Consider the following 24010-nt stretch of genomic DNA (forward strand, 5'->3'; position numbering starts at 1 on the left):
ACGGTCACCGGGCCCTCGGCACGAGAGCTCAGACGGCGAGCAGGGCGCTCACTTCGCGGCCCGCCAGCCTGGAGCGGCCACCCAGGGCCGGGATCTCCAGGACCACCGACACACCCGTCACGATGCCGCCGGCGCGCTCCACGAGCGTGCAGGCGGCCTCCGCGGTGCCTCCGGTGGCGAGGACGTCGTCCACGACCACCACGCGCTGACCGGGCTGGATGGCGTCCGCGGGCAGTTCCAGCGACGCTTCGCCGTACTCCAGCGCGTACGACACGCGGTCGGCGACGGCGGGGAGCTTGCCGGGCTTGCGCAGCGGCACGACGCCGTAGCGCCAGCCGTACCCGAGCGCGGCGCCCAGGAGGAAGCCGCGCGACTCGATGGCGGCGATCACCTGAGTGCTGTCGTCGATCTTGTCCTGCAGGGCGTCGACCACGGCGCGCAGGGCGTCCGGGTCGGCGAGGACGGGCGTGAAGTCCCGGAAGACGACCCCCGGCCGGGGGAAGTCCGGGACCTCACGCAGCAGTCCCAGTGCACGATCTAGCTTCAACGCTGGCGCTTTCCGGTCGGGCGGCCGCGACGGGTGTCGGCGACCTTGGCGGTGCGGTGCGGAACCGACGCGGCGGCGGCCATCGCCTCTTCCTTGCGCAGGTCGGCGGCGAGGGACTCCTCGTCGGCCGACTCGATGCCCTCGGCGTCGGGCGCCACACCGACCGACGCGGCCTTGGCGCGACGAGCGGTCACGCGCTTGGCCTGCGCCACGTACTTCGGGTCGCGCAGCTTCAGGTCCACGAGGACCGGGGTGGCGATGAAGATCGACGACAGGGCGCCGATGAACATGCCGACGAGCTGCACCAGCGCGAGGTCCTGCAGGGTGCCGACGCCCAGGATGCCGACGCCGACGACCAGCAGGCCGATGACCGGCAGCAGCGCGATCAGCGAGGTGTTGATCGAACGCATCAGCGTCTGGTTGAGCGCCAGGTTCGCTGCCTCGGCGTAGGTGCGGCGGGTCAGGCCCAGCAGGCCGCGGGTGTTCTCCTTGACCTTGTCGAACACGACGACCGTGTCGTACAGGGAGAAGCCGAGGATCGTGAGCAGACCGACGATCGTCGCCGGCGTCACCTCGAAGCCGATCAGCGAGTACACGCCCGCGGTGATGACGACGTCGTGGAACACCGCGACGAGCGCCGCGACCGCCATCCGCCATTCGAAGTAGAACGCCAGGAACAGCGTCACCACCACGAAGAACCAGAACAGCGCCCACAGCGCCTTGCCGCTGATCTCACCGCCCCAGGACGCGGAGACGGCGCTGTCGGAGATCGCCGACGGGCCGCCGCGCGGGCTGGTGTCGGTGGCCAGCGCCGACTTGAGCGCCGAGACCTCCTGCACGTTCAGCGCGGGCGACTTGACCTGGATGGTCGCGCTGTCGCCGGTGCCGACGGCCTGCACGGCGTTCGGCTTCTTGCCCGGCAGTGCCTTCGCGAACACGTCCTCGACGGTGGTCGTCGTGATCGTCTGGCCGGACTGGGAGATCGACGGCATCGAGATCTTGGTGCCGCCGAGGAAGTCGATGCCCAGGTTGAAGCCGTTGAACACCATCGAGCCGATGCAGACCAGCAGGATGATGGCCGACGTGATGTACCAGCGGACGCGCTTGCCGACGATGTCGAAAGCGCCGTTGCCGACGTAGAGGCGCGTGAACACGTTGCTCATGTCAGGCCTCCTTCACGGCGGTCTTGCCGGACCCGGCGCGGTGCGACGCGCCCTCGCGGGCGGCACCGCCCAGGCCGGACAGGCTCGGGTTGGACAGGAACTTGGACTTCGAGGCGATCGCGACCAGCGGGTGCGTCACGAGGAACACGACCACGAGGTCGAGGACCGTCGACATGCCCAGGGTGAACGCGAAGCCCTTCACCTGGCCGACGGCGATCACGTACAGCACGGCGGCGGCGATGAAGCTGACCGCGTCGGCCGACAGGATCGTGCGGCGGGAGCGGACCCAGGCGCGCGGGACGGCCGAGCGGAACGACCGGCCCTCGCGCACCTCGTCCTTCAGGCGTTCGAAGAAGACGATGAACGAGTCCGCGGTGATGCCGATGGCGACGATGAACCCGGCGATGCCGGCGAGGTCGAGGGTGAACCCGATCCAGCGGCCGAGCAGCACCAGCACGCCGTAGACGATCACACCGGACAGCGCCAGCGACAGGATCGTCAGGATGCCCAGGAGGCGGTAGTAGAACATGCAGTAGACGAAGACCAGCGCGAGGCCGATGCCGCCCGCGATGAGACCGGCCTTGAGCGACTGCAGGCCGAGCGTCGGCGAGATCGTCTGCGCCTCGGAGGAGTCGAACGACAGCGGCAGCGCGCCGTACTTCAGGGTGTCGGCGAGCGACTGCGCCTGCTTCAGCGTGAACTTGCCGCTGATCTCGGTCGAACCGCCGGAGATGGCCGCCTGGATGGTCGGCGCGGACATGACCTCACCGTCGAGGACGACGGCGACGGCCTGCTGCACGTTCGCGGCGGTGAACTTCGACCACTTGTCGCCGCCCTCGCTCTTGAAGTCGAGGTTGACGACGTAGCCGGTGCCGTTCGGGTTCGCGTTCGCGGCGGCGTTGCTGATGTCCTCGCCGGACAGGCGCGAGTACGTGGTGTAGTCGTCCGGCTTGACCGTGGTGTCGCCGGCGGCCGGGTGCACCGGCGCGAGGATGTACTTGAACTCGCCGGCCTCGTCACAGGTGACGAGCGGCTTGTCCAGGTCGTCGTTGCCGCGCAGCGGGTCGGCCTTGGAGCAGTCGAGCAGGAGCGCGGCCTGCTGGAGGGTCTGCTGGTCGCTGCTCTGGCGCAGCGCCTTGGCCTCCTGGATCTCCTTGGCGATCTTCGGGTCCACGTTGCCCGGCACGGACGGCTGCGAGCTGCCGGGAGCCGACGAGGACGGCGGGGTGCCAGCCGACGGCGGCGCGCTCGACGGCTGCGCTGCCAGGTTCGGAGCGGGACGGCCCTGCGGCGCGTTGCTCGACGACGGCTGGCCCGCTGACGCGCTCGGGGGCGCGGGCGTGCTGGTGGCCGGGGCGTTGCTGCCCGACGGCGGAGCGGACGTCTCGGACGGCATCGCGGTGCCCGCCGGGATCGGCTGGCCGACGACCTTGCGGAACGCGAGGCGGGCGGTCTGGCCCAGGCCCTTCGCGCCCTCGCTGTCCGCGCCGGGCACGGTGATCGTCAGGTTGTTGCCGTCGCGGACGACCTCGGCGCCGGAGACGCCCAGACCGTTGACGCGCACCTCGATGAGGTCACGCGCGCGGTTCAGCGCTTCCTCGCTGGGCTGCGCGCCGTCTTCCTGACGCGCTGTCAGCGTGACGATCGTGCCGCCCTGCAGGTCGATGCCGAGCTTCGGTTTGGCGGAGCCGTTGCCCGTGAAGAACACAAGGGCGTAAAGCGCGACGACGACGACGGCGAAACTCGCCAGATACTTCGCGGGGCGAATTTGCCCGGCCGGAGGTGCCACGGTCCGTCCGTCTCCTCAGTTGACATGTCTCAGCGGAGGCGCAGATTACCCTGCGGGTTGTGAGCTGCGCGTCACTCCCCGGCACCGGTTTGCGCCGTTCACACTTGCCAGCACCGTCACCAGTGCTTCGTTGACGCCGCTGAGCGGAGACTGACACAATTGCGGACCGGGGGGCAAGCTGGGGGTTATTCCCGCTGAGCGCCTGCGCCCGAATTCGTCCTGGGGACACGACTGACCGCCGCGCCCGTGCGCGGTCTCGGCGACCGGGCACGGGCGTTGCGCGTCTGAACGCCCGAACTACTTCTTGGCGTTGTGGTCGAGCGGCTCGGCGACCTGAGCGGCGGCCGGGGTCGTGGTCGGCGCGGTGGTCGCCGTGGTGGCCGGCTCGATGACCTGCTCGTCGTCCGCCGTGTCGACGACTGCGGTCTCCTCGACGTCGACGACCTTCTCGCGGATCGCGGCGCGCAGCCACCGGGTGACGACACCCTCGGAGATCTCGATGTCGATGGTGGTGTCGTGGCTCGAGTCGGCGACGGTGCCGTAGAGACCCGACGTCGTCATGACCTTGTCGCCCGGCTGGAGCTCGTTCTGCAGCTTCTGCTGCTCGGCCATCGCGCGCTTCTGCTTGCGCGCGCTGAGGAACAGCGGCACGGCCAGCAGCACCAGCAGCAACGGGAACATCAAAGACGAAAGGTTGCCCATCATTCTCCGATCAGGTGGACATGCCTTCTCGCACGTCCGATATGTCCAGGTGCTCTCACCGATTGTGCCAGGTCACCACAGTTGATCTCCGGCGGGCGGCTCCAGCCCCAGGTGTTGCCACGCGGCGGGCGTCGCCACTCGTCCGCGCGGTGTCCGGGCCAGCATGCCAGCCCGCACCAAATACGGTTCGCACACCTCTTCCACCGTGGTCGGCTCCTCCCCCACGGCGACCGCGAGCGTGGACACACCGACCGGTCCCCCGCCGAAGCTCCTGACCAGCGCGTTCAGCACGGCCCGGTCGAGCCGGTCGAGGCCGAGGTGGTCGACGTCGTAGACTTCCAGGGCCTGCTTGGCGATCTCCTCCGTGACCCGGCCGTCCGCCCTGACCTCGGCGAAGTCGCGGACGCGGCGCAGCAGCCGGTTGGCGATGCGGGGCGTGCCCCTGGAGCGGCCGGCGATCTCCCTGGCGCCGTCGTCGTGCAGGTCGACGCCGAGGATCTTGGCGCTGCGCTTCACGATCTGGTCGAGGTCGTCGGGGTGGTAGAACTCCATGTGGGCGGTGAAGCCGAACCGGTCGCGCAGCGGCCCGGTCAGCGCCCCGGACCGGGTGGTGGCCCCGACCAGCGTGAACGGGGCGATGTCGAGCGGGATGCTGGTGGCGCCGGGCCCCTTGCCGACGACCACGTCGACGCGGAAGTCCTCCATCGCGAGGTAGAGCATCTCCTCGGCGGGGCGGGCCATGCGGTGGATCTCGTCGATGAACAGGACGTCGCCCTCGACGAGGTTGCTGAGCATGGCGGCGAGGTCGCCGGCCCGTTCGAGCGCGGGGCCGCTGGTGATGCGGATCTGGCTGCCCAGCTCCTTGGCGATGATCATGGCGAGGCTGGTCTTGCCGAGCCCGGGGGGTCCGCTGAGCAGCACGTGGTCGGGTGCGGTGCCGCGGCGCATGGCGCCGTGCAGGACCAGTTCGAGCTGCTCGCGGACCCGGTGCTGGCCGACGAACTCGCTGAGGTCGCTGGGCCGCAGGCTCGTCTCGAGGTCGCGCTCGGCGGGGACGGCGTAGGGGCTGAGCTCGTCGTCGGTCACTTGCGCCCCAGCGTGGAGAGCGCGCGGCGCAGGACTGCGCTGGTGGACTGGTCGGGGTTGTCGGCGAGGACCTTGTCGACGGTCGCCTCCGCCGACTTGGCCGGGAAGCCGAGCCCGAGCAGCGCCTCGACGACGTGGTCGCGGGTCTGGTTGTGCTGAGCGGGCGCGGCGGCGCTGGGCAGCTGGCCGACCTTGTCGCGCAGCTCGATGATGAGCCGCTCGGCGCCCTTCTTGCCGATGCCGGGCACCTGGGTCAGGACCGTGATGTTGCCCTCGGCGATCGCGTGGCGCAGCTTGTCCGGCTCCAGCACCGCCAGCGTGGCGAGCGCGAGCCGCGGCCCGATGCCGCTGACCGTCTGCAGCAGCGTGAACAGCTCGCGGGCCTCGACGTCGGCGAACCCGAACAGGGTGAGGCTGTCCTCGCGGACCACGAGGGTCGTCGCGAGGCTCGCCTCCTCACCGCGGCGCAGCGTGGCGAGCGTCGTGGGGGTGGCCTGGACGGCGAACCCGACGCCGCCCACCTCGACGACGGCGTGGTCGAGGCCGACGTGCTGCACCTGGCCGCGCAGTGACGAGATCACCTGTGTCCTCCGATCGCGGCCTGCACGCTCGCGCAGGCGTCCCCTCGCAAGGGGGACCCCTTGCTTTCATTCTTCCAGCCGGCACCGACAGTTTCGGTGCGCGCTGAAGCCATCATGATCCGCCTCGCCATGCCGGGCCGGTCAACCGGCCCCGATGCGCGCCGCCGCGCCGCACTCGGCACAACCGCACGAAAGCTCCCCGCGTGCACCCACAACGCACGAAAGCTCCCCGCGTGCGCGAGAGACAAGCGCCGGACTCCCGTGTGCTCCGACAGGGAACGCGGGACTCCCGCGTGCCCCCGAGGGGAACGTAAAACTCCCGCGTGACAGCGGAGCGCACGAAAGCGCCGCGCATACGACGGGAGTGCACGAAAGCTCCCCGCGTGCGCTCGCAGTGCACGGAAGGTCCCCGCGTGCGATGTGAGTGCACGGAAGGAGCCCGCGTGCGTCTCGAACGGGCGGAAGAGCGGGGTTCGACGTGCGGTGCGCGGGGTCACGAACCGCCCCGGCGGGCGGCTTCGGCCAGCCGGGCCTTGTGCACGCGGGCCAGTTCGGCGGCTTTCGCCTGTGCCTCCTCCATGCGCGAGCGCATCGGCGCGCGCCAGTGGTGGCAGATGGCGATGGCGAGCGCGTCGGCGGCGTCGGCGGGTTTGGGGGCGACCTTCAGGCCGAGCAGTTTGGTGATCATGAGCGTGACCTGGGCCTTGTCGGCGCGGCCGGAGCCGGTCACGGCCGCCTTCACCTCTGACGGCGTGTGGAACTCGACGGGCAGGTTCCGCTGGGCCGCGGCCAGGGCGATGACGCCCGACGCCTGCGCGACGCCCATGGCGGTGCTGACGTTGTGCTGGGCGAAGACGCGTTCGATGGCGACGACGTTGGGGTCGTGGCGGTCCATCCATTCGCACACGCCGGTGTACAGCTCGTGGAGGCGCACGGCCAGAGGGGCGTCCACGGGAGTGCGCAGGACGTCGACGGCCACGGCACGCACGGCCCGGCCGGGTCCGCCGTCCACGACGCCGAGGCCGCACCTGGTCAGACCGGGGTCGACCCCGAACACCCGCACGACAGCCCCACTCCCGCCGACCGACCCGGACGAAACACTTTGACGAACACTCGTTCGAACCATATCCGGTGCGCCGCGGGGGGACGTGCACCGACACGGTTCGACAAGCGCACGCCGCGTTACTACGGTGGTCAGGTTTCTGATCACGGGGGTTGCCGGTGAAGCGGTTCTGGCTCGTCGCGGGGTGCGTCGGCACCTTCATGGCGGTCACCGTCCTCGCCGCGCTGACCGCGCCGCGCGACATCGGTGTCGCGATCGACAAGGTCGTGCAGCTCATGTTCGCCGTGGCGGCGTTGCTGGCCTACGCGCGTGCGGGAAACCGTTGGATGACGGCGGCGATGACCAGTCTCACGGTGGGGTTGTCGGCGTGGATCTGGGGGCAGCAGATCCTGGGTGTGCAGCTGCCGACGTCCACTATCGCGCCGTTGGGGTTCACGATGGTGCCGGTGTTGTGCCTGGCCGCGGTGATCACACGGGCACATGCCGCGCGACGGGCCGATGACCTGCTGCCGAACTACCGCAGCCGCACGGTCGTGGTGCTCGACGGGTTGATCGTGATCGGGTCGCTGTTCGTGCTGACGTGGGTGTCGGCGCTGGAGTCGCTGACCCGGCCGTGGGCGCAGCAGGGGCCGGGGTTCATCACGGTGGTCGCGCATCCGGCCGCGTACCTCGTGCTGCTCGTGACGATCGTGGTGACGTCGTGGACCCATCAGTCCGTGCGGCAGTGGTCGATGGTGTTCGTGGCGTTGGCCGGTGTCGCGCAGTCGTCGTCGGGGTGGGTCTTCGCGTTCCACATCTCGAAGGGCATCACGGCGATCCCGGCGTCGGCGGACATCGGGTTCATGTTGTGCCCGGCGCTGTTCTTCCTGAGCGCGCTGGCACCGGCGCGCGACGCCCCGGCGACGCCCGGCCGCATCCGGATGGCCGACATGCTGCACCTGCTGGTGCCGTACCTGCCGCTGGCGGTCACCGGGCTCTTCGTGCTGTGGAACACCGCGACCGGCGGGCGGCTGAACCCGGTCGAGATCTACGTCGGGCTCGCGGTCGTGTGCCTCGTGATCGTGCGGCAGCTGTTGACGATGATGGACAACGTCAGGCTGATGGACCAGCTTCGGCTCAGCAGAGAGCAGCTGCGGCACGAGGCGTCACACGACCCGTTGACCGGTGTTGCGAACCGTTCGCTGTTCCGTGAGCGATTGGAACGCGCGTTGGCCGTGCGCGACCGGTCGACGCCGTTGATCCTGCTGTTCATCGACGTCGACGGGTTCAAGTCGGTCAACGACAACTACGGCCACGCCGAGGGCGATGTCGTGCTGCGCAACGTCGCGGCGCGGCTGGAGCACAGCGTGCGGCCGGAGGACACGGTGGCGCGGCTCGGCGGCGACGAGTTCGGCGTGCTGGTCGACGGCGGCGACCCGGAGGAGCTCGGCGAACGGCTGCTCGCGGCGCTGACCCACCCGCACGAGGTGCACGGCCGCGTCCACCGGGTGCGTGCCAGCATCGGTGTGGCACAACGGCGTTCCCACGACCCCTCGGTGACCGCCGACGACGTGCTCGGAGCCGCGGACGCCGCGATGTACACGGCGAAGCGGCTCGGCAAGGGCATGGTCGTCGTGCACGGCGCCCCTCTTCCGGAGATGACGTGACCCCAGAGCAGTTGATCGAGGACCTCGGCATGCAGGAGCTGCCGGTCGAGGGCGGCCACTTCGCGCAGACGCACCGCTCGGAGGAGGTGTCGGCCATCGCGTACCTGTTGCGGCGGCCGGACTTCTCGGGCATGCACGTGCTGGAGCACGTGGAGATCTACAGCTTCCACGCCGGGTCTCCGCTGCGGATGCTGCTGCTGCACCCCGGCGGCTCCGTGTCGCAGCCGTTGCTGTCGGAGTCGAACCCGCAGGTCGTGGTGCCCGCGGGCGTGTGGCAGGGCAGCGCGCCCGCCGGCGAGTGGTCGCTGGTCGGCACGGTGGTGGTGCCGCCGTACACCGACGACATCGTGTCGTTCGGCCACGCGGACGACCTGTGCGCGCGTTACCCGTCTCACGCTTCGGAGATCAGGGGCTTGTGCCGCTTCTAAGATCTCCGGAATGGCGCTTGTCCCGCTCAACGGCATCGAGCTGAACGTCCAGACCGAGGGCACCGGTGACCTCGTCGTCCTGGTGATGGGCACCGGCAGCCCCGGCCGGGTGTGGCGCACCTACCAGGTGCCCGCGCTGGTGAAGGCCGGCTACCGGGTCGCCTACTTCGACAACCGCGGGATCAAGCCGTCGTCGGAGTGCGCGGACGGCTTCACGATCACCGACATGGTCGCCGACACGGCGGCGCTGATCACGCACCTGGGCGGTCCCGCGCACGTCGTCGGCACCTCGCTCGGCGCGCGCGTCGTGCAGGAGCTGGCACTGGCGCGTCCCGAGCTGGTGCGCAGCGCGGTGCTGATGGCGACCACCGGGCGGCCCGACCCGGTGCAGCAGCTGTGGTCGCGCGGCCTGCGGGAGCTGCACGACAAGGGCATCGAGCTGCCGGCGTCGTTCTACGCGGCGGCCTCGGTCACGCGGAACCTGGCGCCGGCCACGCTGGCGGACCCGGTGATCGCGCGTGACTGGCTGCAGATGTACGAGTTCGCGGCCACGATGCCCACCGCGGGTGAACGGGCGCAGCTGGCGCTGGGCGAGTTCACGCCGCGGGTCGAGGCCTACCGCGGCATCACCGTCCGGTCGCTCGTGATCGGGTTCGCGGACGACCGCGTCCTGCCGGCCCGGCTGTCGCGCGAGGTGGCGGACGCGATCCCCGGCGCGCGGTACGCCGAGGTGGCCGACTGCGGGCACATCGGGTACCTGGAGCGGCCCGACGAGGTGAACCGGCTGCTGGTCGAGTTCCTCGGTGGCGCGTGAGGCGGCCGGCGCCCGGACGGCTTCAGCGGTGCGCGGCCTGGCCGGTCGGCCGGAGCAGGATCTCGTTGACGTCCACAGTGGACGGCTGTGACACCGCGTAGAGCACCGCGCGCCCCACGTCGGCGGGCTCCAGCTTCGGGTCGTCCACACGCGACGCCGGGATCGCCTCCGTGTCGACGAGTCCCGGCTGCACCACGGTCACCCGCACGCCGGTCCCGACCGCCTCCGCGCGGATCGCCTGCGCCAGACCCGTGGTCGCCCACTTCGTCGCCGAGTACAGGCTCCCCGGCCGCACGCCGCGCCCCGCCGCCGACCCGGTCAGCACCAGGTGGCCGCCGGACCGCAGCAGGGCGGGCATCGCGGCGCGCGCGGTGAAGGCCGGACCGCAGACGTTCGTCACCACCATGGCCGTCCATTCGGCTGGTTCCGCACCACCCGAAGTGGTGAACGAGGTGTCGACCGAGGCGCCGGCGTTCGCGAACACCACGTCGATGCGGCCCCAGCGGGACTCCACCCGGGACATGAGGTCCTGCACGGAATCCCACGAAGACACGTCGCATTTGGCGTCCCAGCCGCGATCGCCGACAGATTCTTCGGCAGAACGGGAGGCGCGCACGACGCGATAGCCCGCTTCCGAAGCCAAGGAGGCGGTGGCCGCGCCGATGCCGCGGGACGCGCCGGTCACCACGAAGACCTGTTCCATGATCGGCAACCCTAGTCAGGGAGATGTCAGCGGCGCCTGTTTTGATGAGCCGCATGACTTTGAACCGCAGGTCCGTGTTCGGGCTGGGCACCGTCGCGGCCGCGACGGCCGTGCTCGGGCCCACCGGCACAGCACAGGCGCAGGAGGAGGCGGAGGTCGAGATCGAACGCTTCCCGACCACCGCCGAACGGTCGCGCAAGCGCGTCGCGCAGGTCTACCGCAGGCAGGTGAAGAAGGCGCGCGGCACGTGGTCGTCGTACATCACGGTCGCGGACCTGGACGGCAACACCCGGCCCGCGGTCGACGAGAACGCGGACGCCGTGGTCGAGGCCTACAGCGTCAACAAGGTCGCCGTCGCCGTGGCGGTGCTGGACAAGGTGGACCGCGGGCTGGTCAGGCTCGACCAGACGGTCACCGTGTCGGCCGCGATCGTCATCCAGGACACCGACGGCATCTTCGCGCTCGACGGGGCGTACCCGAGCGAGGTCACCGTCGGGCACGCGCTCGCGAACCTGCTGACGGTCTCGGACAACACCGCGGTCCGGCTGTGCGGGCTGGTCGTCCCGGCGCTGGAGCTCAACGAGATCCTGCGTTCCAAGGGCTTCGTGCACACCCAGGTCGTGCCGGTCGTCAACCCGAACCGGTTCTTCCTCGGCACGACGACGGCGCGGGAGACGCACGCGCTGCTGCAGAAGCTGGTCGACGGCGAGCTGCTCTCGCCAGCGTCGACGGCGTACCTGCTCAACATCCTGCGGGCGACGGCGAGCTTCACCGACGGCGTGCGGCTGAACCTCACCACCAACGAGCGGTTGCGCGTCGCGACGAAGGCCGGCTGGTACGAGGACGGCCGCAACGAGGCCGGGATCATGTTCAGCGAGGACAACCGGGCGATCCTGGTGTACTCGATGTTCGCCTCCGGCGCGTTCAGCGGCGACAAGGCGCAGAACGACCAGGACTTCAGCACCACGCACCCGGCCGTCGCGGCCCGCGCGGAGCTCGGCCGGTCCATGTTCGACGCGGTCATCAAGATCACGACCAGCAAGCCGAAACACCGCGCAAAGGTTTACAGGTTCTTCAACGGCGGCTGATTCCTGAATTTTGTTCGAAAACCGGGTCACCGGGTAGTGCTTCTCGGCTATACACGTACCAGCGCCGGGGTCGGTCGTCGCCGCCGTCGACGACCGGCTTCCCCGCGTCGCTGAGCAGGTCGCCAGATGTCAGCGGCGATTTGATCACGTGTTGGTGGTACTTGCAGACGCCTGGGCGGCAACGAGGGGGCGGGCAAGGCTTCTGGCCAGGTGCTCAGAGGGCCGGTTCCACAATGGAGTGGTACCGCCGCGACACCTCCCCGATCACCTCGTCGAAGTCCGCGGCCCAGATCTCGGCGTTGAAGATCTCCACCTCGACGTCCCCCGCGTACCCGGTCGCGGCGACCTGCCTGGTCAGCCGGTCGAGGTCGATCACGCCGTCGCCGGGGTAGCCGCGGCCGAGCAGCACGTCGGCGGGCACCGGCGTGAGCCAGTCGCAGACCTGGTACGAGGCGATGAGCGGGCCCGCGCGGGCGATCTGCGCGTCGACGTCGGGGTCCCACCAGACGTGCAGCGCGTCGACGACGACTCCGGCGGACACGTGCTGCTCGGCGAGGTCGAGGGCCTGCGCCAGCGTCGACAGCACGCCGCGGTCGGCGCAGAACACCGGGTGCATCGGCTCCAGTGCCAGCGTCACGCCCGCCTTGGCCGCGTACCCGGACAGCTCCGCGACCGCGTCCGCGACCCGGTGACGTGCGCCGGTCAGGTCCTTGTCGGCGGCGACTCCCCCGACGACCACCACCAGGGTGTCCGTGCGCAGCGCCGCCGCCTCGTCGATCGCGCGGCGGTTGTCGTCCAGCGCGGCGCGGTTGTCCACGGCGGTGAGGAACCCGCCGCGGCACAACGACGACACGCGCAGTCCCGCGTCCGCGACGAGCTTCGCGGTGCGGTCGAGGCCGTGGTCGGCGACCGGTTCACGCCACAGGCCGATCGAGGTGATGCCGTGCCGAGCACAGCCCTCGACGGCCTCCACGACGGTCGCTCGCTTGATCGTGGCCTGGTTCAGCGAGAGGCGAGCCACTGCTGCCACCGCCGTTCCGCGAACTCGGGCTCGACCACGCCGGCGACCTCGGCGAGCCGTTTGGCCTCGGCCAGGTGCTCGACGCCGCGGGCGGTCTGCAGGCCGTCGAGCAGCAGGAACCGGTCCTGGTGCCCGGCCAGCCACGCCAGGAACACCACGCCGGTCTTGTAGTAGTAGGTCGGTGCGCTGAACAGATGGCGCGACAACGGGATCGTGGGCGCCATGATCCGGTGGAACTCCGCGGTGTCGCCCTCGTCGAGCTTGCGCAGCGCCTTGGCTGCCACCGGTGCGATCGGGTCGAAGATGCCGAGCAGTGCGTCGCTGTGGCCGTGCTCGTCGCCCGCGATCAGGTCCGGGTAGTGGAAGTCGTCGCCGGTGTAGCAGCGCACGCCGGGTGGGAGCGCCCGCCGCAGCCCGATCTCGTGGCCGGCGTCGAGCAGCGAGACCTTCACCCCGTCGACCTTGTCCGGCCGGGAGTGGACGACCTCCAGGAAGTTGCGGGTGGCCTGCGCGACGTCGGCGGCACCCCAGTAGCCGGCCAGCGCCGGGTCGAACGCGGTGCCGAGCCAGTGCAGGACCACCGGCTCGCTGACGTTGTCCAGCAGCGTGCCGTAGACCTTCGCGTAGTCCTCCGGCCCGCGGGCGCACGCGGCGAGCTGCCGCGAGCACATGAGCACCGGCTGCGCGCCCGCGTCCTGCACGACCTCCAGCTGCTCCAGGTAGGCGCGGAGCACGTCGTCGAGGCCGGCCGCGCCGGTGAGGTGGTCGGTGGCGACGCCGGCGCAGATCCGCCCGGCCTTCTCGGCGGCGCTGCGGCGGACCAGCTCGGCGGCGGCCGACCAGTCGAGGCCCATGCCGCGCTGGGCGGTGTCCATGGCTTCGGCGACGCCCAGGCCGTGCGACCACAGGTGGTGCCGGAACGCGAGCGTCGCGTCCCAGTCCACCGTGCGCTCGTCCCGCGCGACGACGTGCGCGGCGGCGAAGACCACCCGGCTAGACATCGGCGAGCTCGATCCTGCGACCCTCCGAAGAGGACCGCAGCCCTGCGGCCGCCAGCGCGACACCACGTGCGCCGGCGCGGAAGTCGTGCGGGAACGGCGTGCCCACGCAGACGTGCCGCAGGAACTCCGCCCACTGCACCTTGAAGCCGTTGTCGAACTCCTCGTTGTCCGGCACCGCCTGCCACTGCTCGCGGAACGGGTGGGTGACCGGCAGGTCCGGGTTCCACACCGGTTTCGGCGTGACCGCGCGGGGTTGCACGAAGCACTCGCGCAGCCCGGCGACCGCGCTGCCCTCCGTGCCGTCCACTTGGAACTCGACGAGCTCGTCGCGGCGCACCCGCACGCACCAGGACGAGTTGATCTGGGCGATGATCCCGTTCTCGAGCTCGAAGATGCCGTACGCGGCGTCGTCGGCGGTCGCGGCGTACTCGGTGCCCTGCTCGTCCCAGCGCGTCGGCACGTGCGTGACGGCGCGCGCGGTCACGGCCTCCACCCGGCCGAACAGGTTGTGCAGCAGGTAGCTCCAGTGGCAGAACATGTCCGAGACGATGCCGCCGCCGTCCTCGGCGCGGTAGTTCCAGCTCGGGCGCTGCGCGGGCTGCCAGTCGCCCTCGAAGACCCAGTAGCCGAACTCGCCGCGCACGCTGAGGACGCGGCCGAAGAACCCGCCGTCGACCAGCCGCTTGAGCTTGCGGATGCCCGGCAGGTAGAGCTTGTCGGCCACGACGCCGTGCTTGACGCCCTTCTCGTCGGCGAGCGCGGCCAGCCGCAGCGCCTGCTCGACGGTCTCGCTGACCGGCTTCTCCGTGTAGACGTGCTTGCCGGCCTCGATCGCCTTGGTGATCGACTCGACGTGCTTCGACGTGACCTGCGAGTCGAAGTAGACCTGCACGTCCGGGTCCGCGAGCGCGCCGTCGAGGTCCGTGGTCCAGCGCGCGAGGTCGTGCCGTTCGGCGATCTCCTTGAGCTTGTCGGCGTTGCGGCCGACGAGCACCGGCTCGACCTTGAGCACGGTGCCGTCCGGCAGCCGCACGCCTTCGTCGCGCAGCGGGAGCAGGGACCTGACCAGGTGCTGGCGATATCCCATCCTCCCGGTGACGCCGTTGACCGCCACTCCGATGGTCCGAACCGCCATCGCACCTCCCTGGTAGCAGCGCTGGAAAGCGCTTTCCCGCCACGCTAATAGCGGTACTTCGCGGCCGTCAACCTCCGTGGGAGCTAGTCTCCCGTCCACACACGCACTAGACGGAGGTGGTCGTGTCCGCCCGACAGGTGACGCTCGCCGAGGTGGCGAAGCAGGCGGGTGTGTCGCTGGCGACCGCCTCGCGCGTGCTCAACGGCAGCACGCGGCAGGTGAGCGAGGAGCTGAGCGACCGGGTCCTGCGCACCGCGGAGGAGCTCGGGTACGTGCCGAACGCGTCCGCGCAGGCGCTGGCCCGCAACTCGAGCTCCCTGGTCGGGCTGGTCGTGCACGACATCACCGACCCGTACTTCTCCTGCATCGCGGCCGGGGTGACGCGGGTGGCGGAGGAGAACGGCCTGGTCGTGGTCCTCGGCACGACCAACCGGTCACCGGACCGCGAGGTGGAGCTGCTCTCGACGCTGCGCGCGCACCGAGCCCGCGCGGTGGTGCTGGCGGGCTCGCGGACCACGGACCGGGCCGCGCAGGCCAGGCTGGCGGCGGAGATCGACGCGTTCACCGAGCAGGGCGGCCGGGTGGCGTGCGTGTCGCAGGCGAAGCTCGGGACGGACACGGTCGTGCCGGGCAACCGGGCCGGCGGTCGCGCGCTGGCCCGTGAGCTGGCTGCGCTCGGGCACCGCAGGTTCGCCGTTCTGGGTGGTCCTTCCGACCTCGTGGTGGCCCGCGACCGGCTCGCCGGGTTCAAGGCGGGACTGGCCGACGCCGGGGTCGCCCCGCCGGTCGTGGTCAACGGCCCGCTGACCCGTGACGGCGGTTACGAGGCCGCGCTGGAACTGCTCGCCACCCGCAGGCAGGCCCGTGCGACCTGCGTGTTCGCCGTCACCGACGTGATGGCGATGGGCGCGATGGCCGCGTTGCGCGAGCGGGGCGTGCGGGTGCCGGAGGACATGTCGATCGCCGGGTTCGACGACATCCCGACGCTGCGCGACACGGTTCCGGCGCTGTCGACCGTGCGGCTGCCGTTGGAGCGGATGGGTGAGATCGCCGCAGGTCTCGTGCTGGACGCCGGGGGTGACGAGGCCCGCACCGTCCGCGTCGCCGGTGAGGTGGTGCTGCGGGCCTCGACTGCCCACAATTAGACTCGTCTGGCTGTTCACGTACTTAGTCATGAGGAGTTGAGCCGTCCCCGTGGGTACTGGCCCCGGCTGGCATACCAACCCGGTCCCCCGTCGCTCGGGAGCACGCAGGTGACCGGAACCCTGTTGAGCCTGCTCGGTCTGCTCGCCGTCGTGGCGCTGACAGCGGGCACCTTCATCGCGGTGGCGGCGGAGTTCTCGCTGACCGCGCTGGAACGCAGCACCGTCGAACGGCACCTCGCCGAGGTCGGTGACGCCAAGGCGCGCACCATCGACCGCGCGCACCGCACGTTGTCGTTCCAGCTCTCCGGCGCACAGCTCGCCATCACGCTGACCACGCTGATCACCGGGTACATCGCGGAGCCCGCGATCGCCTCGCTGATCCAGCCGGGCCTGAACGCGCTCGGCGTGCCGCCGACGGTCGCGGGCGGGTTGTCGCTGGCCCTCGCGCTGGCCATCGCCACGGCGTTGTCGATGGTGTTCGGCGAGCTCGTGCCCAAGAACCTGGCGATCGCGAAGCCGCTGGAGACCGCGCGGGCGGTGGCGGGCCTGCAGGCCGGCTTCTCGACCGTGTTCCGGTGGCTGATCACGGCGATGAACGGCTCCGCGAACTGGCTCGTGCGCCGTTTCGGCGTGGAGCCGGTCGAGGAGCTGGCATCCGCCCGGTCACCGGAGGAGCTGGGCGCGCTCGTCCGCACGTCCGCCGAGCACGGCACGCTGGACGAGGGCACCGCGGTGCTGCTCGACCGCTCGCTGCGCTTCGGCGACCGGACAGCCGGCGAGCTGATGACCCCTCGCATGCGCGTGGAGGCCCTTCGCGCCGACGCGACCGTGCACGACCTCGTGCAGAAGGCGCGTGACACCGGCTTTTCGCGTTTTCCGGTGCATGACGGTTCTCTGGACGAGGTGCGCGGCATGGTGCACGTGAAGCAGGCGTTCGCCGTGCCCGCCGCTCTGCGCGGGACGACTCCTCTGTCGGCGTTGACCCGCCCGGTGACATCGGTGCCGGAGACGCTGGAGGGTGACGCGCTGCTGGACCGCCTGCGCGCTTCGGGCCTGCAGACGGCGCTGGTGGTCGACGAGTACGGCGGCACGGCCGGCATGGTGACGCTGGAGGACGTGGTCGAGGAGATCGTCGGCGACGTCCGCGACGAGCACGACCGCGGCGAGGCACCGCCGGTCCGGTCGCTGGGCAAGGACAGCTGGCTGGTGTCGGGCCTGCTGCGCGACGACGAGGTGGCCGAGGCGACGGGTTTCCGGATGCCGGACGGCGACTACGAGACGCTGGCCGGCCTGGTGCTGACGCGCCTGGGCCGGATTCCGGACGTCGGTGACGAGATCAGGGTCGACGGCTGGCGGGTGACGGTGATGCGGATGGACCGCCACCGCGTGGCCGAACTGCGGGTGGTGTCGGCGTGAACTTCCTGGTTGTCGTCCTTCTGCTGGCGGGCAACGCCTTCTTCGTCGGCGCCGAGTTCGCGGTCATCACCGCGCGGCGCGACCGTTTGGAGGCGTTGGCCGACAAGGGTTCCTCGCGCGCACGCACGGCCATCAAGGCGTCGCAGGAACTGCCGTTGCTGATCGCCGGCGCACAGCTCGGCATCACACTGTGCTCCCTCGGCCTGGGTGCCATCGCCGAGCCGGCGCTGGCCACAGTGCTGGAGGGCCCCCTCGGCGCCGTTGGCCTGCCCGCTGCTGTGGTGCACGGCGTGGCGTTCGCGGTGGCGTTGGTCATCGTCGTCGCCCTGCACACGATCCTCGGCGAGATGGTGCCGAAGAACCTCGCCATCGCCGGCCCCGAACGCGCCGCCCTGTGGCTGGTGCCCGTGCACTACGGGTTCAGCCGCATGATCGCGCCGGTGCTGGCCCTGTTCAACGCGGTCGGCCGCTGGGTGCTGCGCCGCTTCGACGTGGAACCCGTCGACGAGCTCGAGTCCGCCTACACCCCCGACGAGCTGGCCCTGCTGATCGGCCAGTCCCGCTCGGAGGGCCTGCTGGAGGTCTCCGAACACCGGCGCCTGACCCAGACGCTGACCTCGGTCTCCCGCACGGTCGCCGACGTCCTCGTGCCGCTGGACCGCGTGACGACCGTGTCCGCCGCCCCCACCGTCGGCGAGATCGAGGCGGCGGTGGCGGCCACCGGCTTCTCCCGCTTCCCGGTCAAGTCCGACGCGCGCCTGGTCGGCTACCTGCACGTCAAGGACATCCTCGACCTGGAGGGCGCGGCGACCCCGGTGCCCCGCGCCCGCGTGCGCGGCCTGCCCGAGGTGCCGGTGGACGCACGCCTGGACGAGGCCCTGACGGCCCTCCGCCGGGCCCAGTCGCACCTCGCTCGCGCTGTTGGGGCTGATGGTGGGGTGCGTGGGGTGGTGGCGTTGGAGGACCTGGTGGAGGAGTACGTCGGGACTGTGCGGGATGGGACGCACGTGCGGTGGGTGTAGCTGGGGATTCGGCGCTGGGGATCCGGCGTTGGAGATCCGGCGCTGGGGTTCGGCACTGGGGTTCGGTCCGTGTGGATTCACCCGATCGTGATGTCCTGATTTGCCGGTTCGGCCGCCCTGCGTAGGGAGGAAGCGCGGGGGGCGGAGGTGGGTCGGGAGGGAGTGGCGGGGTTCGGGTTGGTTCGGCCGGGGCTGGCTCGGGTGGGGTGAAGGCCGGGCGAGATCGGGGTCCGATGCGGACGGGTCGCGCCGGGCGCGGTGGGTCGGGCGCGGGTGGACCAGCCGCGGGTGGACCGGGCGCGGCTGGACCGGGCGCGGTGGGCGCGGGTAAGTCGGGCGCAGGTGAGCAGCCTCGACGAGCGCAAGGCGCGCCACGGTTCAACGCCCCAGCTCAGCGCCCCGGCTCACCCCCCGCCGCGGTGCGGATTTCCAGCATCAGGCAGCCACCATCGGTCCGGTAGGGCCCGTGCGGCATCCCCGGCCGGCGGCTCGCGAAGTGGCCCGCGGTGAACGTCTCGCCGAGGGTCAGGTCGGTGAGGTCGCCCTCCAGCAGGTACACCTCCTCGTGGTAGTCGTGGCGGATCACGCCGGACGTCTCCAGGCCCGGTTGCCAGCGGGCCAGGCGGGTGAGGGTCGGGGTGGCCGGGTCGTGGCTGAGGACGCGTTCGGTGACGCCCGGTTCGGCCGGGTGCCACGGGAGGTCGGCGACCGGGAAGAACTCGTGTTGTGTGCGCATCACAGCCGCCGGTTCGCCAGCACGGGCAGGGTGCGGCGGGCCTCGTCGACCGAGGAGGCGTCCACATCGGACACGAGTGTGCCGGGGGCGTCGGCCAGGCTGGCGGCGACTGCGCCGAGTGGGGTCACGACGGTACTGCGGCCGATGCCGGTCGGGGCCGGCCCGTGGTCGGTGGTGGGCAGGGCCTGGCCGCAGGCGAGGAGCCATGCGGTGGAGTCCAGGGCGCGGGCGCGGACCAGGAGGTCCCACTGGTCGGCCTTGCCGGGGCCGGCGCCCCAGGAGGCGCCGAGCAGGATGGCCTGCGCGGTGTCGGCGAGGGTGCGGAAGAGTTCGGGGAAGCGGACGTCGTAGCAGGTGGCGAGGCCGAAGGTGAGGTCGTCGACGGTGAAGGTCACCGGCTTGTCGCCGGGGGTCACGGTGTCGGACTCGCGGAAGCCGAAGGCGTCGAACAGGTGGATCTTGTCGTAGCCGAGGTGCAGGTCGGCGCCGGTGACGAGGGTCGTGTTGGCGACGCGGCCGCCGGTGCCGGGGGTGAACATGCCGGCGACCACGACGACGCCCGCCTCGGTGGCGATGTCGTGGACCGCGGTCGCCCAGGGGCCGTCGAGGGGTTCGGCGACCGGGGTGAGGGGGACGCCGAAGCGGCAGTGGGTGGCTTCCGGGAACTGGACGATGCGCGCGCCCGCCTCGGCGGCGCGGGTGACCTCGGTGCGGACGGTCGCGAGGTTGGTGGCGGGGTCGGCGGTCGAGCTGATCTGGCACAGGGCGATGCGCATGATCCTCCTCTGGTATACATGTTGTATGCAGGTCGCGGACAGCTTGTCAGGCCGGGAGAAGGCCTACGAGTTCATCAAGGACACGATCCTCGCCGCCCCGGAGATGCAGGGGCGGTTCATCAGCGAGCAGGACGTGGCCAACCAGATCGGTGTGTCGCGCACGCCGATTCGTGAGGCTCTTCTTCTTCTGGCGGCCGAAGACCTGGTGCAGCTCGTGCCGAAGAAGGGTGCGTATGTCGCGCCGTTGTCGTCGCGGCAGATCACGGAGCTCATGGAGCTGAGGGGCGTTATCGAGCGGTATGCCGCGGAGCGCACGATGACCGAGGGCACTGTTCCGTTGGAGACCATGCGCGCGTACATCGAGGAACAGCGCGTGCAGCAGCACGACCCACGTGAGTTCATCGACGTCGACCGGCAGTTCCACGCCGTTCTCGTGGCGGCGACCGGCAACGACCTGCTGACGAAGACCTACGAGGGGTTGCGCGCACGGCAGGTGCGCGCGGGTGTGGTGGCGTTGTTCCGTGCGAACAACCGGCAGCAGGCCGTGATCGACGAGCACAACGCGATCGTGGCCGCGCTTGAGTCCGGGGACGTCGGCGCGGCCACCGCGGCGATCACCGCTCACCTGGACACCACGCTGAAGGTGCTGCTCAACGGCTGAGCGTCGGCGTCCTCCGGGTCGCGGCCCAGGCGCAGGCCGATCAGCGTCACCACGCACGCCACGGAGACGTAGATGCCGACGACGACCCACGTGCCGAACTCCGCCAACAGCCAGGTGAACAGCAACGGCGCCACGGCACCGCCGATCACGCCGGCCAGCGTGTAGGCCAGTGAGCTGCCGGTGTAGCGCAGGCGTTCGGTGAACTGCTCGGCGATGAACGCCGCCTGCGGGCCGTACATGAACGCGTGGAACGCGAGGCCGACGACCACGCCGACGACGATCAGCGGGACGGAACCGGTGTCCACCAACGGGAACAGCACGAACGGCCACACCGCGCCGCAGACCGCGGCCACCGCGTAGAGGCCGCGCCGGTTGACCCGGTCGGACAGCCAGCCCGCGAGCGGCATCAGGAACAACTGGAAGCCGGAGGCGATCAGCACGGCGATGAGGCCGACGTTGCGCGACATGCCCAGCTGCGTCGTGATGTAGGTGAGGACGAAGACGGTGTGCAGCGCGTACAGCACGTCCGGGCCGACGCGGGAGAGGACGGCGGCGACCAGCGGGCGGGTCTGCGTGCGGAAGACCTCGCTCACGGGCGCGGACGGGCGTTCGCCGCGTTCCTGGATCGCCTTGAAGACCGGGGTCTCCTCCAGCTTCACCCGGATCCACAGGCCGAACACGACCAGCACCGCGGACAGCAGGAACGCCACGCGCCAGCCCCACGACATGAACGCCGCATCGGACAGCGCCACGCCGAGCAGCGCGAGCACGCCGTTGGCCATCAGGTTGCCGGCGGGCGGCCCGATCTGCGCGGCCGACGCCCAGAAGCCGCGTTTCGCCGGGTCGCCGTACTCGCTGGACAGCAGCACCGCGCCGCCCCACTCACCGCCGAGGCCGACGCCCTGGGCGAAGCGCAGCAGCACGAGCAGCACACCGGCCGCGGGGCCGATCGCGGAGTGCGTGGGCAGCAGGCCGATGAGCAGCGTCGCGATGCCGGTGATCAGCAACGTGGTCACCAGCACGCGTTTGCGGCCGATCTTGTCGCCGAGCCGGCCGAACAGGAACCCGCCGAGCGGCCGCGACAGGTAGCCGACCGCGTACGTGGAGAACGCGAGCAGCGTCGCCGTCAGCGGCTCGGAGCTCGGGAAGAACAACGGGCCGAGCACCACGGCGGCGGCCACGTTGTAGATGGCGAAGTCGTACCACTCGAGCGCGGTACCGGAAAGCGAGGCCACGAACGCGCGGACCAGCGCGGAACGCGGTACGTCTGTCGTTGCTGAAGCAGGCGGCATGCGGTAATACTGCCTGTATACAACTCGTATGCGCAAGGAGTACCGCATGTCCACCGCTTGCACACTGTCCTTCGAACTCCCCGACGGCACCGTCACCGAGGTCGCGGTGACGACCCTGCTCAACGGCGGGTACGCCGGCCGCAGCCAGGAAGACGTGGCCGCTCACGTGCGCGAACTCGCCGAACTGGGCGTTCCGGCGCCGTCGGTCACGCCGAGTCTCTACCCCGTTTCGCCCTACCTCGCACAGCAGACCGCGGTGGTGCCCGTGCAGCACGCACGCACCTCCGGCGAGGCCGAGTGGGCGTTGGTCGTGACCGATGACGACGTGCTGCTGACCGTCGCGTGCGACCACACGGACCGCGCGCTGGAGGTGCACGGCGTCGCGTGGAGCAAGAACGCGAGCCCGGACGTGCTGGGCCGCAGGGCGTGGCGGTTGTCCGAGGTGGCCGACCGGATCGACGCGATCGAGCTCACGGCGTGGGCCGACGGCGTGGAGATCCAGCGCGGCACGCTCGCCGAGCTGCTGACGCCGGCCTACTGGGTGGACCGGCTGCGCGAGCTGGGACTGCTGCGGCCCGGCACGGTGCTGCTGTCCGGCACGATCCCGATGCACCACGGCGTGGAGCAGTTCGCGTCGAAGTGGCGCGTCGAGCTGCGCGACCCGGCGACCGGTGACGTGCTGGACTGCGACTACGAGGTGGCGCCGCTGCCGGAACCGATCGGCTGAGCCGCGCACGCCGGTATGCGTCCCCGGAACCGGGTCGAAATCCCCGGCGCGCAGTCGACGCAGGGGTGACTGACCGACACAGGGGAGGCACCCGCCATGGGCAAGGTCTACACCGGCGCCAGCACCTCGATCGACGGCTACGTCTCGGGCCCGGACTTCTCCGGTTTCGACCGGCTGTTCCGCTGGTACGAGTCCGGCGACGTGGCGTACACGATGCCGACCGGCGCGATGACCGTCCACCTGACCCCCGCCAGCGCCGCGCACTTCGACGGCCTCATCCGGGCGACTGGCGCGTTGGTGGTGGGCCGCAAGCTCTACGACCACACGAACGCATGGGGCGGCCGGCACCCGATGGGCGTGCACACCGTCGTGCTCACCCATCGGCCGTTGGAGAACACCGAGCACTTCACGTTCTGCGGCGACGGCATCGAGAAGGCCGTCGAGATCGCCCGGTCGCACGCGGGCGACAAGGCCGTCGGCCTGAACTCCGGCGAGGTCGCCCGGCAGGCGATCGACGCCGGGCTGGTCGACGAGATCTGGCTCGACCTGGTGCCCGTGCTGCTCGGCGGTGGCATGCCGTTCTTCGCACCGGGCCAGGGTTACCAGCTCGCAGGGCCGCTCTCGGTCGTCGAAGGCGTCGAGGTCACGCACCTGCGCTACAAAGTGCACTACGCGGAAGCCGGGTGAGGACGACGCGGTGGGGCGCCGCGGCGGCCTGAGTTCACCGAGGCCGCCGCCGCACTCCCCCGCGCGCCGGGACTGACGTCCCTCAGGCGGACAGCGCGGCCTTCACGGCGCGGGTGCGCTCGTCGGCCAGCACCTCGTCGTCACCGTTCTCAAGCGCCCGCAGCACCTGCGCGACGACGTCCTGCGGGGTGATCTTGGGCGCGTCGATGCCGGCGGTCAGGTCGGTGTCGATGAACCCGGCGTGCACGCCGATCACGCGCGTGCCCTGCTCCCGCAGCGCCTCACGGGAGGACTTGGTGAACGACCAGCCCGCTGCCTTGGAGGCCGCGTAGCCGCGCCACTCCGCCCTGCCGACGAACGACAGGATGCTCAGCACGTTGACGATCGCGCCGCCGCCGTTGGCCTTCAGGACCGGCGCGAACGCGTCCGTCGTGCGGACGAGGCCGTAGAAGTTGACCTCGAACTCCGCCTTGATGCTGTCGACGTCGTCACCCGCGACGAGGACGCCGGCGTTGTTGACCACGATCGTGGTGTCACCGAGCTCCTTGGCGGCCGCCACGACCGACGCGTCGTCGGTGACGTCGAGCCGCACCGGGACCACGCCCTCGTCGGTGATGGTCTCGACCTTGCGCGCGCCGCCGTAGACCTTCGCGCCCGCCTTGACGAGCTCCTGGGCGAACGCACGGCCCAGTCCGCGGTTCGCGCCGGTCACGAGCACCGTCTGACCCTTGAAGTCCATGACAACCTCCTAAGTTGGTATTTCAAACCAACTGTGGCAGGT

The 24010-nt window shown here is 70.7% G+C and carries 25 protein-coding genes; 10 read left to right on the top strand and 15 right to left on the bottom strand.

Annotation, left to right across the window (positions count from 1 at the left end):
• Positions 1 to 28 precede the first annotated feature (28 nt).
• From ACZ7CH_RS21525 to ruvC, 7 genes are all read right to left on the bottom strand, one after another.
• Positions 29 to 547 (bottom strand): adenine phosphoribosyltransferase, encoded by a 519-nt coding sequence (locus ACZ7CH_RS21525; RefSeq protein WP_360392321.1) that lies wholly within the window; start codon positions 545 to 547, stop codon positions 29 to 31.
• Positions 544 to 1710, bottom strand: a complete 1167-nt coding sequence (gene secF / locus ACZ7CH_RS21530) for a protein translocase subunit SecF (protein WP_458430977.1) — start codon at positions 1708 to 1710, stop codon at positions 544 to 546. The genes ACZ7CH_RS21525 and secF overlap by 4 nt, the downstream gene beginning before the upstream one ends.
• Before the next feature lies 1 nt (position 1711).
• Complete coding sequence (gene secD, locus ACZ7CH_RS21535) at positions 1712 to 3499, bottom strand: protein translocase subunit SecD (RefSeq protein ID WP_360392326.1); 1788 nt, start codon at positions 3497 to 3499, stop codon at positions 1712 to 1714.
• A gap of 297 nt (positions 3500 to 3796) precedes the next feature.
• Positions 3797 to 4180 (bottom strand): preprotein translocase subunit YajC, encoded by a 384-nt coding sequence (gene yajC / locus ACZ7CH_RS21540; RefSeq protein ID WP_458430976.1) that lies wholly within the window; start codon positions 4178 to 4180, stop codon positions 3797 to 3799.
• Between the two features lie 93 nt (positions 4181 to 4273).
• The gene (gene ruvB, locus ACZ7CH_RS21545; protein WP_360392329.1) at positions 4274 to 5287 is read right to left on the bottom strand and encodes a Holliday junction branch migration DNA helicase RuvB; all 1014 of its coding nucleotides are present in this window, start codon (positions 5285 to 5287) and stop codon (positions 4274 to 4276) included.
• The gene (gene ruvA, locus ACZ7CH_RS21550; RefSeq protein WP_470374678.1) at positions 5284 to 5868 is read right to left on the bottom strand and encodes a Holliday junction branch migration protein RuvA; all 585 of its coding nucleotides are present in this window, start codon (positions 5866 to 5868) and stop codon (positions 5284 to 5286) included. The genes ruvB and ruvA overlap by 4 nt, the downstream gene beginning before the upstream one ends.
• Positions 5869 to 6361: 493 nt before the next feature.
• Positions 6362 to 6931, bottom strand: a complete 570-nt coding sequence (gene ruvC / locus ACZ7CH_RS21555; protein WP_470374679.1) for a crossover junction endodeoxyribonuclease RuvC — start codon at positions 6929 to 6931, stop codon at positions 6362 to 6364.
• Between the two features lie 158 nt (positions 6932 to 7089).
• On the opposite strand from ruvC, the gene ACZ7CH_RS21560 reads away from it, so the two are divergent.
• Genes ACZ7CH_RS21560 through ACZ7CH_RS21570 form a run of 3 tightly spaced genes read left to right on the top strand, consistent with a single transcriptional unit; the run spans position 7090 to position 9819 of the window.
• Positions 7090 to 8577 (top strand): diguanylate cyclase domain-containing protein, encoded by a 1488-nt coding sequence (locus ACZ7CH_RS21560; protein ID WP_458430974.1) that lies wholly within the window; start codon positions 7090 to 7092, stop codon positions 8575 to 8577.
• Positions 8574 to 9005: a cupin domain-containing protein gene (locus tag ACZ7CH_RS21565; protein ID WP_470374680.1), complete on the top strand. Its 432-nt coding sequence runs from the start codon at positions 8574 to 8576 to the stop codon at positions 9003 to 9005. The genes ACZ7CH_RS21560 and ACZ7CH_RS21565 overlap by 4 nt, the downstream gene beginning before the upstream one ends.
• Before the next feature lie 10 nt (positions 9006 to 9015).
• On the top strand, positions 9016 to 9819 hold the full coding sequence (locus tag ACZ7CH_RS21570) for an alpha/beta fold hydrolase (RefSeq protein ID WP_470370897.1): 804 nt from the start codon (positions 9016 to 9018) through the stop codon (positions 9817 to 9819).
• 22 nt (positions 9820 to 9841) lie between these two features.
• Here the strand turns inward: ACZ7CH_RS21570 and ACZ7CH_RS21575 are convergent, their stop codons facing one another.
• Positions 9842 to 10525 (bottom strand): SDR family oxidoreductase, encoded by a 684-nt coding sequence (locus ACZ7CH_RS21575; RefSeq protein WP_458434349.1) that lies wholly within the window; start codon positions 10523 to 10525, stop codon positions 9842 to 9844.
• 50 nt (positions 10526 to 10575) lie between these two features.
• Here ACZ7CH_RS21575 and ACZ7CH_RS21580 point away from each other — a divergent pair, with 50 nt between their 5' ends.
• Entirely contained in the window at positions 10576 to 11610 is a 1035-nt protein-coding gene (locus ACZ7CH_RS21580; RefSeq protein WP_470374681.1) for a serine hydrolase, read from the top strand.
• A 214-nt stretch (positions 11611 to 11824) separates the two neighbouring features.
• On the opposite strand, the gene ACZ7CH_RS21585 is transcribed toward ACZ7CH_RS21580, so the two are convergent.
• From ACZ7CH_RS21585 to ACZ7CH_RS21595, 3 genes are read right to left on the bottom strand one after another with little or no spacing between them, the layout of a single operon-like run.
• Positions 11825 to 12631: a sugar phosphate isomerase/epimerase family protein gene (locus ACZ7CH_RS21585; RefSeq protein ID WP_470374682.1), complete on the bottom strand. Its 807-nt coding sequence runs from the start codon at positions 12629 to 12631 to the stop codon at positions 11825 to 11827.
• Entirely contained in the window at positions 12613 to 13632 is a 1020-nt protein-coding gene (locus tag ACZ7CH_RS21590) for a dihydrodipicolinate synthase family protein (RefSeq protein ID WP_470374683.1), read from the bottom strand. The genes ACZ7CH_RS21585 and ACZ7CH_RS21590 overlap by 19 nt, the downstream gene beginning before the upstream one ends.
• Positions 13625 to 14767, bottom strand: a complete 1143-nt coding sequence (locus ACZ7CH_RS21595) for a Gfo/Idh/MocA family protein (RefSeq protein WP_470374684.1) — start codon at positions 14765 to 14767, stop codon at positions 13625 to 13627. Before ACZ7CH_RS21595 ends, ACZ7CH_RS21590 begins: the two co-directional genes overlap by 8 nt.
• Positions 14768 to 14889: 122 nt before the next feature.
• On the opposite strand from ACZ7CH_RS21595, the gene ACZ7CH_RS21600 reads away from it, so the two are divergent.
• From ACZ7CH_RS21600 to ACZ7CH_RS21610, 3 genes are all read left to right on the top strand, one after another.
• Entirely contained in the window at positions 14890 to 15912 is a 1023-nt protein-coding gene (locus ACZ7CH_RS21600) for a LacI family DNA-binding transcriptional regulator (protein ID WP_360392357.1), read from the top strand.
• A 108-nt stretch (positions 15913 to 16020) separates the two neighbouring features.
• Positions 16021 to 17328: a hemolysin family protein gene (locus ACZ7CH_RS21605; RefSeq protein WP_360392359.1), complete on the top strand. Its 1308-nt coding sequence runs from the start codon at positions 16021 to 16023 to the stop codon at positions 17326 to 17328.
• Positions 17325 to 18350: a hemolysin family protein gene (locus ACZ7CH_RS21610; protein WP_360392362.1), complete on the top strand. Its 1026-nt coding sequence runs from the start codon at positions 17325 to 17327 to the stop codon at positions 18348 to 18350. Before ACZ7CH_RS21605 ends, ACZ7CH_RS21610 begins: the two co-directional genes overlap by 4 nt.
• Positions 18351 to 18741: 391 nt before the next feature.
• Here the strand turns inward: ACZ7CH_RS21610 and ACZ7CH_RS21615 are convergent, their stop codons facing one another.
• On the bottom strand, positions 18742 to 19086 hold the full coding sequence (locus ACZ7CH_RS21615) for a cupin domain-containing protein (protein ID WP_470374685.1): 345 nt from the start codon (positions 19084 to 19086) through the stop codon (positions 18742 to 18744).
• On the bottom strand, positions 19086 to 19862 hold the full coding sequence (locus ACZ7CH_RS21620; RefSeq protein WP_470374686.1) for a carbon-nitrogen hydrolase family protein: 777 nt from the start codon (positions 19860 to 19862) through the stop codon (positions 19086 to 19088). The genes ACZ7CH_RS21615 and ACZ7CH_RS21620 overlap by 1 nt, the downstream gene beginning before the upstream one ends.
• Between ACZ7CH_RS21620 and ACZ7CH_RS21625 the strand changes: the two genes are divergently transcribed.
• Positions 19861 to 20523 (top strand): GntR family transcriptional regulator, encoded by a 663-nt coding sequence (locus tag ACZ7CH_RS21625; RefSeq protein WP_458430967.1) that lies wholly within the window; start codon positions 19861 to 19863, stop codon positions 20521 to 20523. The genes ACZ7CH_RS21620 and ACZ7CH_RS21625 overlap by 2 nt on opposite strands.
• Here the strand turns inward: ACZ7CH_RS21625 and ACZ7CH_RS21630 are convergent.
• Positions 20484 to 21815: an MFS transporter gene (locus ACZ7CH_RS21630; protein WP_360392374.1), complete on the bottom strand. Its 1332-nt coding sequence runs from the start codon at positions 21813 to 21815 to the stop codon at positions 20484 to 20486. The two genes, ACZ7CH_RS21625 and ACZ7CH_RS21630, sit on opposite strands and share 40 nt — an antisense overlap.
• Positions 21816 to 21861: 46 nt before the next feature.
• Here ACZ7CH_RS21630 and ACZ7CH_RS21635 point away from each other — a divergent pair, with 46 nt between their 5' ends.
• Both ACZ7CH_RS21635 and ACZ7CH_RS21640 read left to right on the top strand, forming a co-directional pair.
• Positions 21862 to 22542 (top strand): DUF2848 domain-containing protein, encoded by a 681-nt coding sequence (locus tag ACZ7CH_RS21635; protein ID WP_470374687.1) that lies wholly within the window; start codon positions 21862 to 21864, stop codon positions 22540 to 22542.
• A gap of 96 nt (positions 22543 to 22638) precedes the next feature.
• Positions 22639 to 23229 carry a dihydrofolate reductase family protein gene (locus ACZ7CH_RS21640; RefSeq protein WP_470374688.1) on the top strand — a complete coding sequence of 197 codons (591 nt, stop codon included), beginning with the start codon at positions 22639 to 22641 and terminating at the stop codon, positions 23227 to 23229.
• Positions 23230 to 23311: 82 nt separating this feature from the next.
• Here ACZ7CH_RS21640 and ACZ7CH_RS21645 read toward each other — a convergent pair whose 3' ends face one another.
• The gene (locus ACZ7CH_RS21645) at positions 23312 to 23968 is read right to left on the bottom strand and encodes an SDR family oxidoreductase (RefSeq protein WP_470374689.1); all 657 of its coding nucleotides are present in this window, start codon (positions 23966 to 23968) and stop codon (positions 23312 to 23314) included.
• Between the last annotated feature and the right edge of the window lie 42 nt (positions 23969 to 24010).

Source organism: Lentzea sp. NPDC037011 (assembly GCF_055607425.1).

Bases quoted from the DNA above. Each gene is read 5' to 3' on its own strand.
- ACZ7CH_RS21615 (WP_470374685.1), bottom strand. From the start codon at position 19,086: ATGCGCACACAACACGAGTTCTTCCCGGTCGCCGACCTCCCGTGGCAC.
- ACZ7CH_RS21640 (WP_470374688.1), top strand. From the start codon at position 22,639: ATGGGCAAGGTCTACACCGGCGCCAGCACCTCGATCGACGGCTACGTC.
- ACZ7CH_RS21635 (WP_470374687.1), top strand. From the start codon at position 21,862: ATGTCCACCGCTTGCACACTGTCCTTCGAACTCCCCGACGGCACCGTC.
- ACZ7CH_RS21580 (WP_470374681.1), top strand. From the start codon at position 10,576: ATGACTTTGAACCGCAGGTCCGTGTTCGGGCTGGGCACCGTCGCGGCC.
- ACZ7CH_RS21645 (WP_470374689.1), bottom strand. From the start codon at position 23,968: ATGGACTTCAAGGGTCAGACGGTGCTCGTGACCGGCGCGAACCGCGGA.
- ACZ7CH_RS21630 (WP_360392374.1), bottom strand. From the start codon at position 21,815: ATGCCGCCTGCTTCAGCAACGACAGACGTACCGCGTTCCGCGCTGGTC.
- ACZ7CH_RS21570 (WP_470370897.1), top strand. From the start codon at position 9,016: ATGGCGCTTGTCCCGCTCAACGGCATCGAGCTGAACGTCCAGACCGAG.
- ACZ7CH_RS21595 (WP_470374684.1), bottom strand. From the start codon at position 14,767: ATGGCGGTTCGGACCATCGGAGTGGCGGTCAACGGCGTCACCGGGAGG.
- ACZ7CH_RS21625 (WP_458430967.1), top strand. From the start codon at position 19,861: ATGATCCTCCTCTGGTATACATGTTGTATGCAGGTCGCGGACAGCTTG.
- yajC (WP_458430976.1), bottom strand. From the start codon at position 4,180: ATGTTCCCGTTGCTGCTGGTGCTGCTGGCCGTGCCGCTGTTCCTCAGC.
- ACZ7CH_RS21620 (WP_470374686.1), bottom strand. From the start codon at position 19,862: ATGCGCATCGCCCTGTGCCAGATCAGCTCGACCGCCGACCCCGCCACC.
- secF (WP_458430977.1), bottom strand. From the start codon at position 1,710: ATGAGCAACGTGTTCACGCGCCTCTACGTCGGCAACGGCGCTTTCGAC.
- ACZ7CH_RS21590 (WP_470374683.1), bottom strand. From the start codon at position 13,632: ATGTCTAGCCGGGTGGTCTTCGCCGCCGCGCACGTCGTCGCGCGGGAC.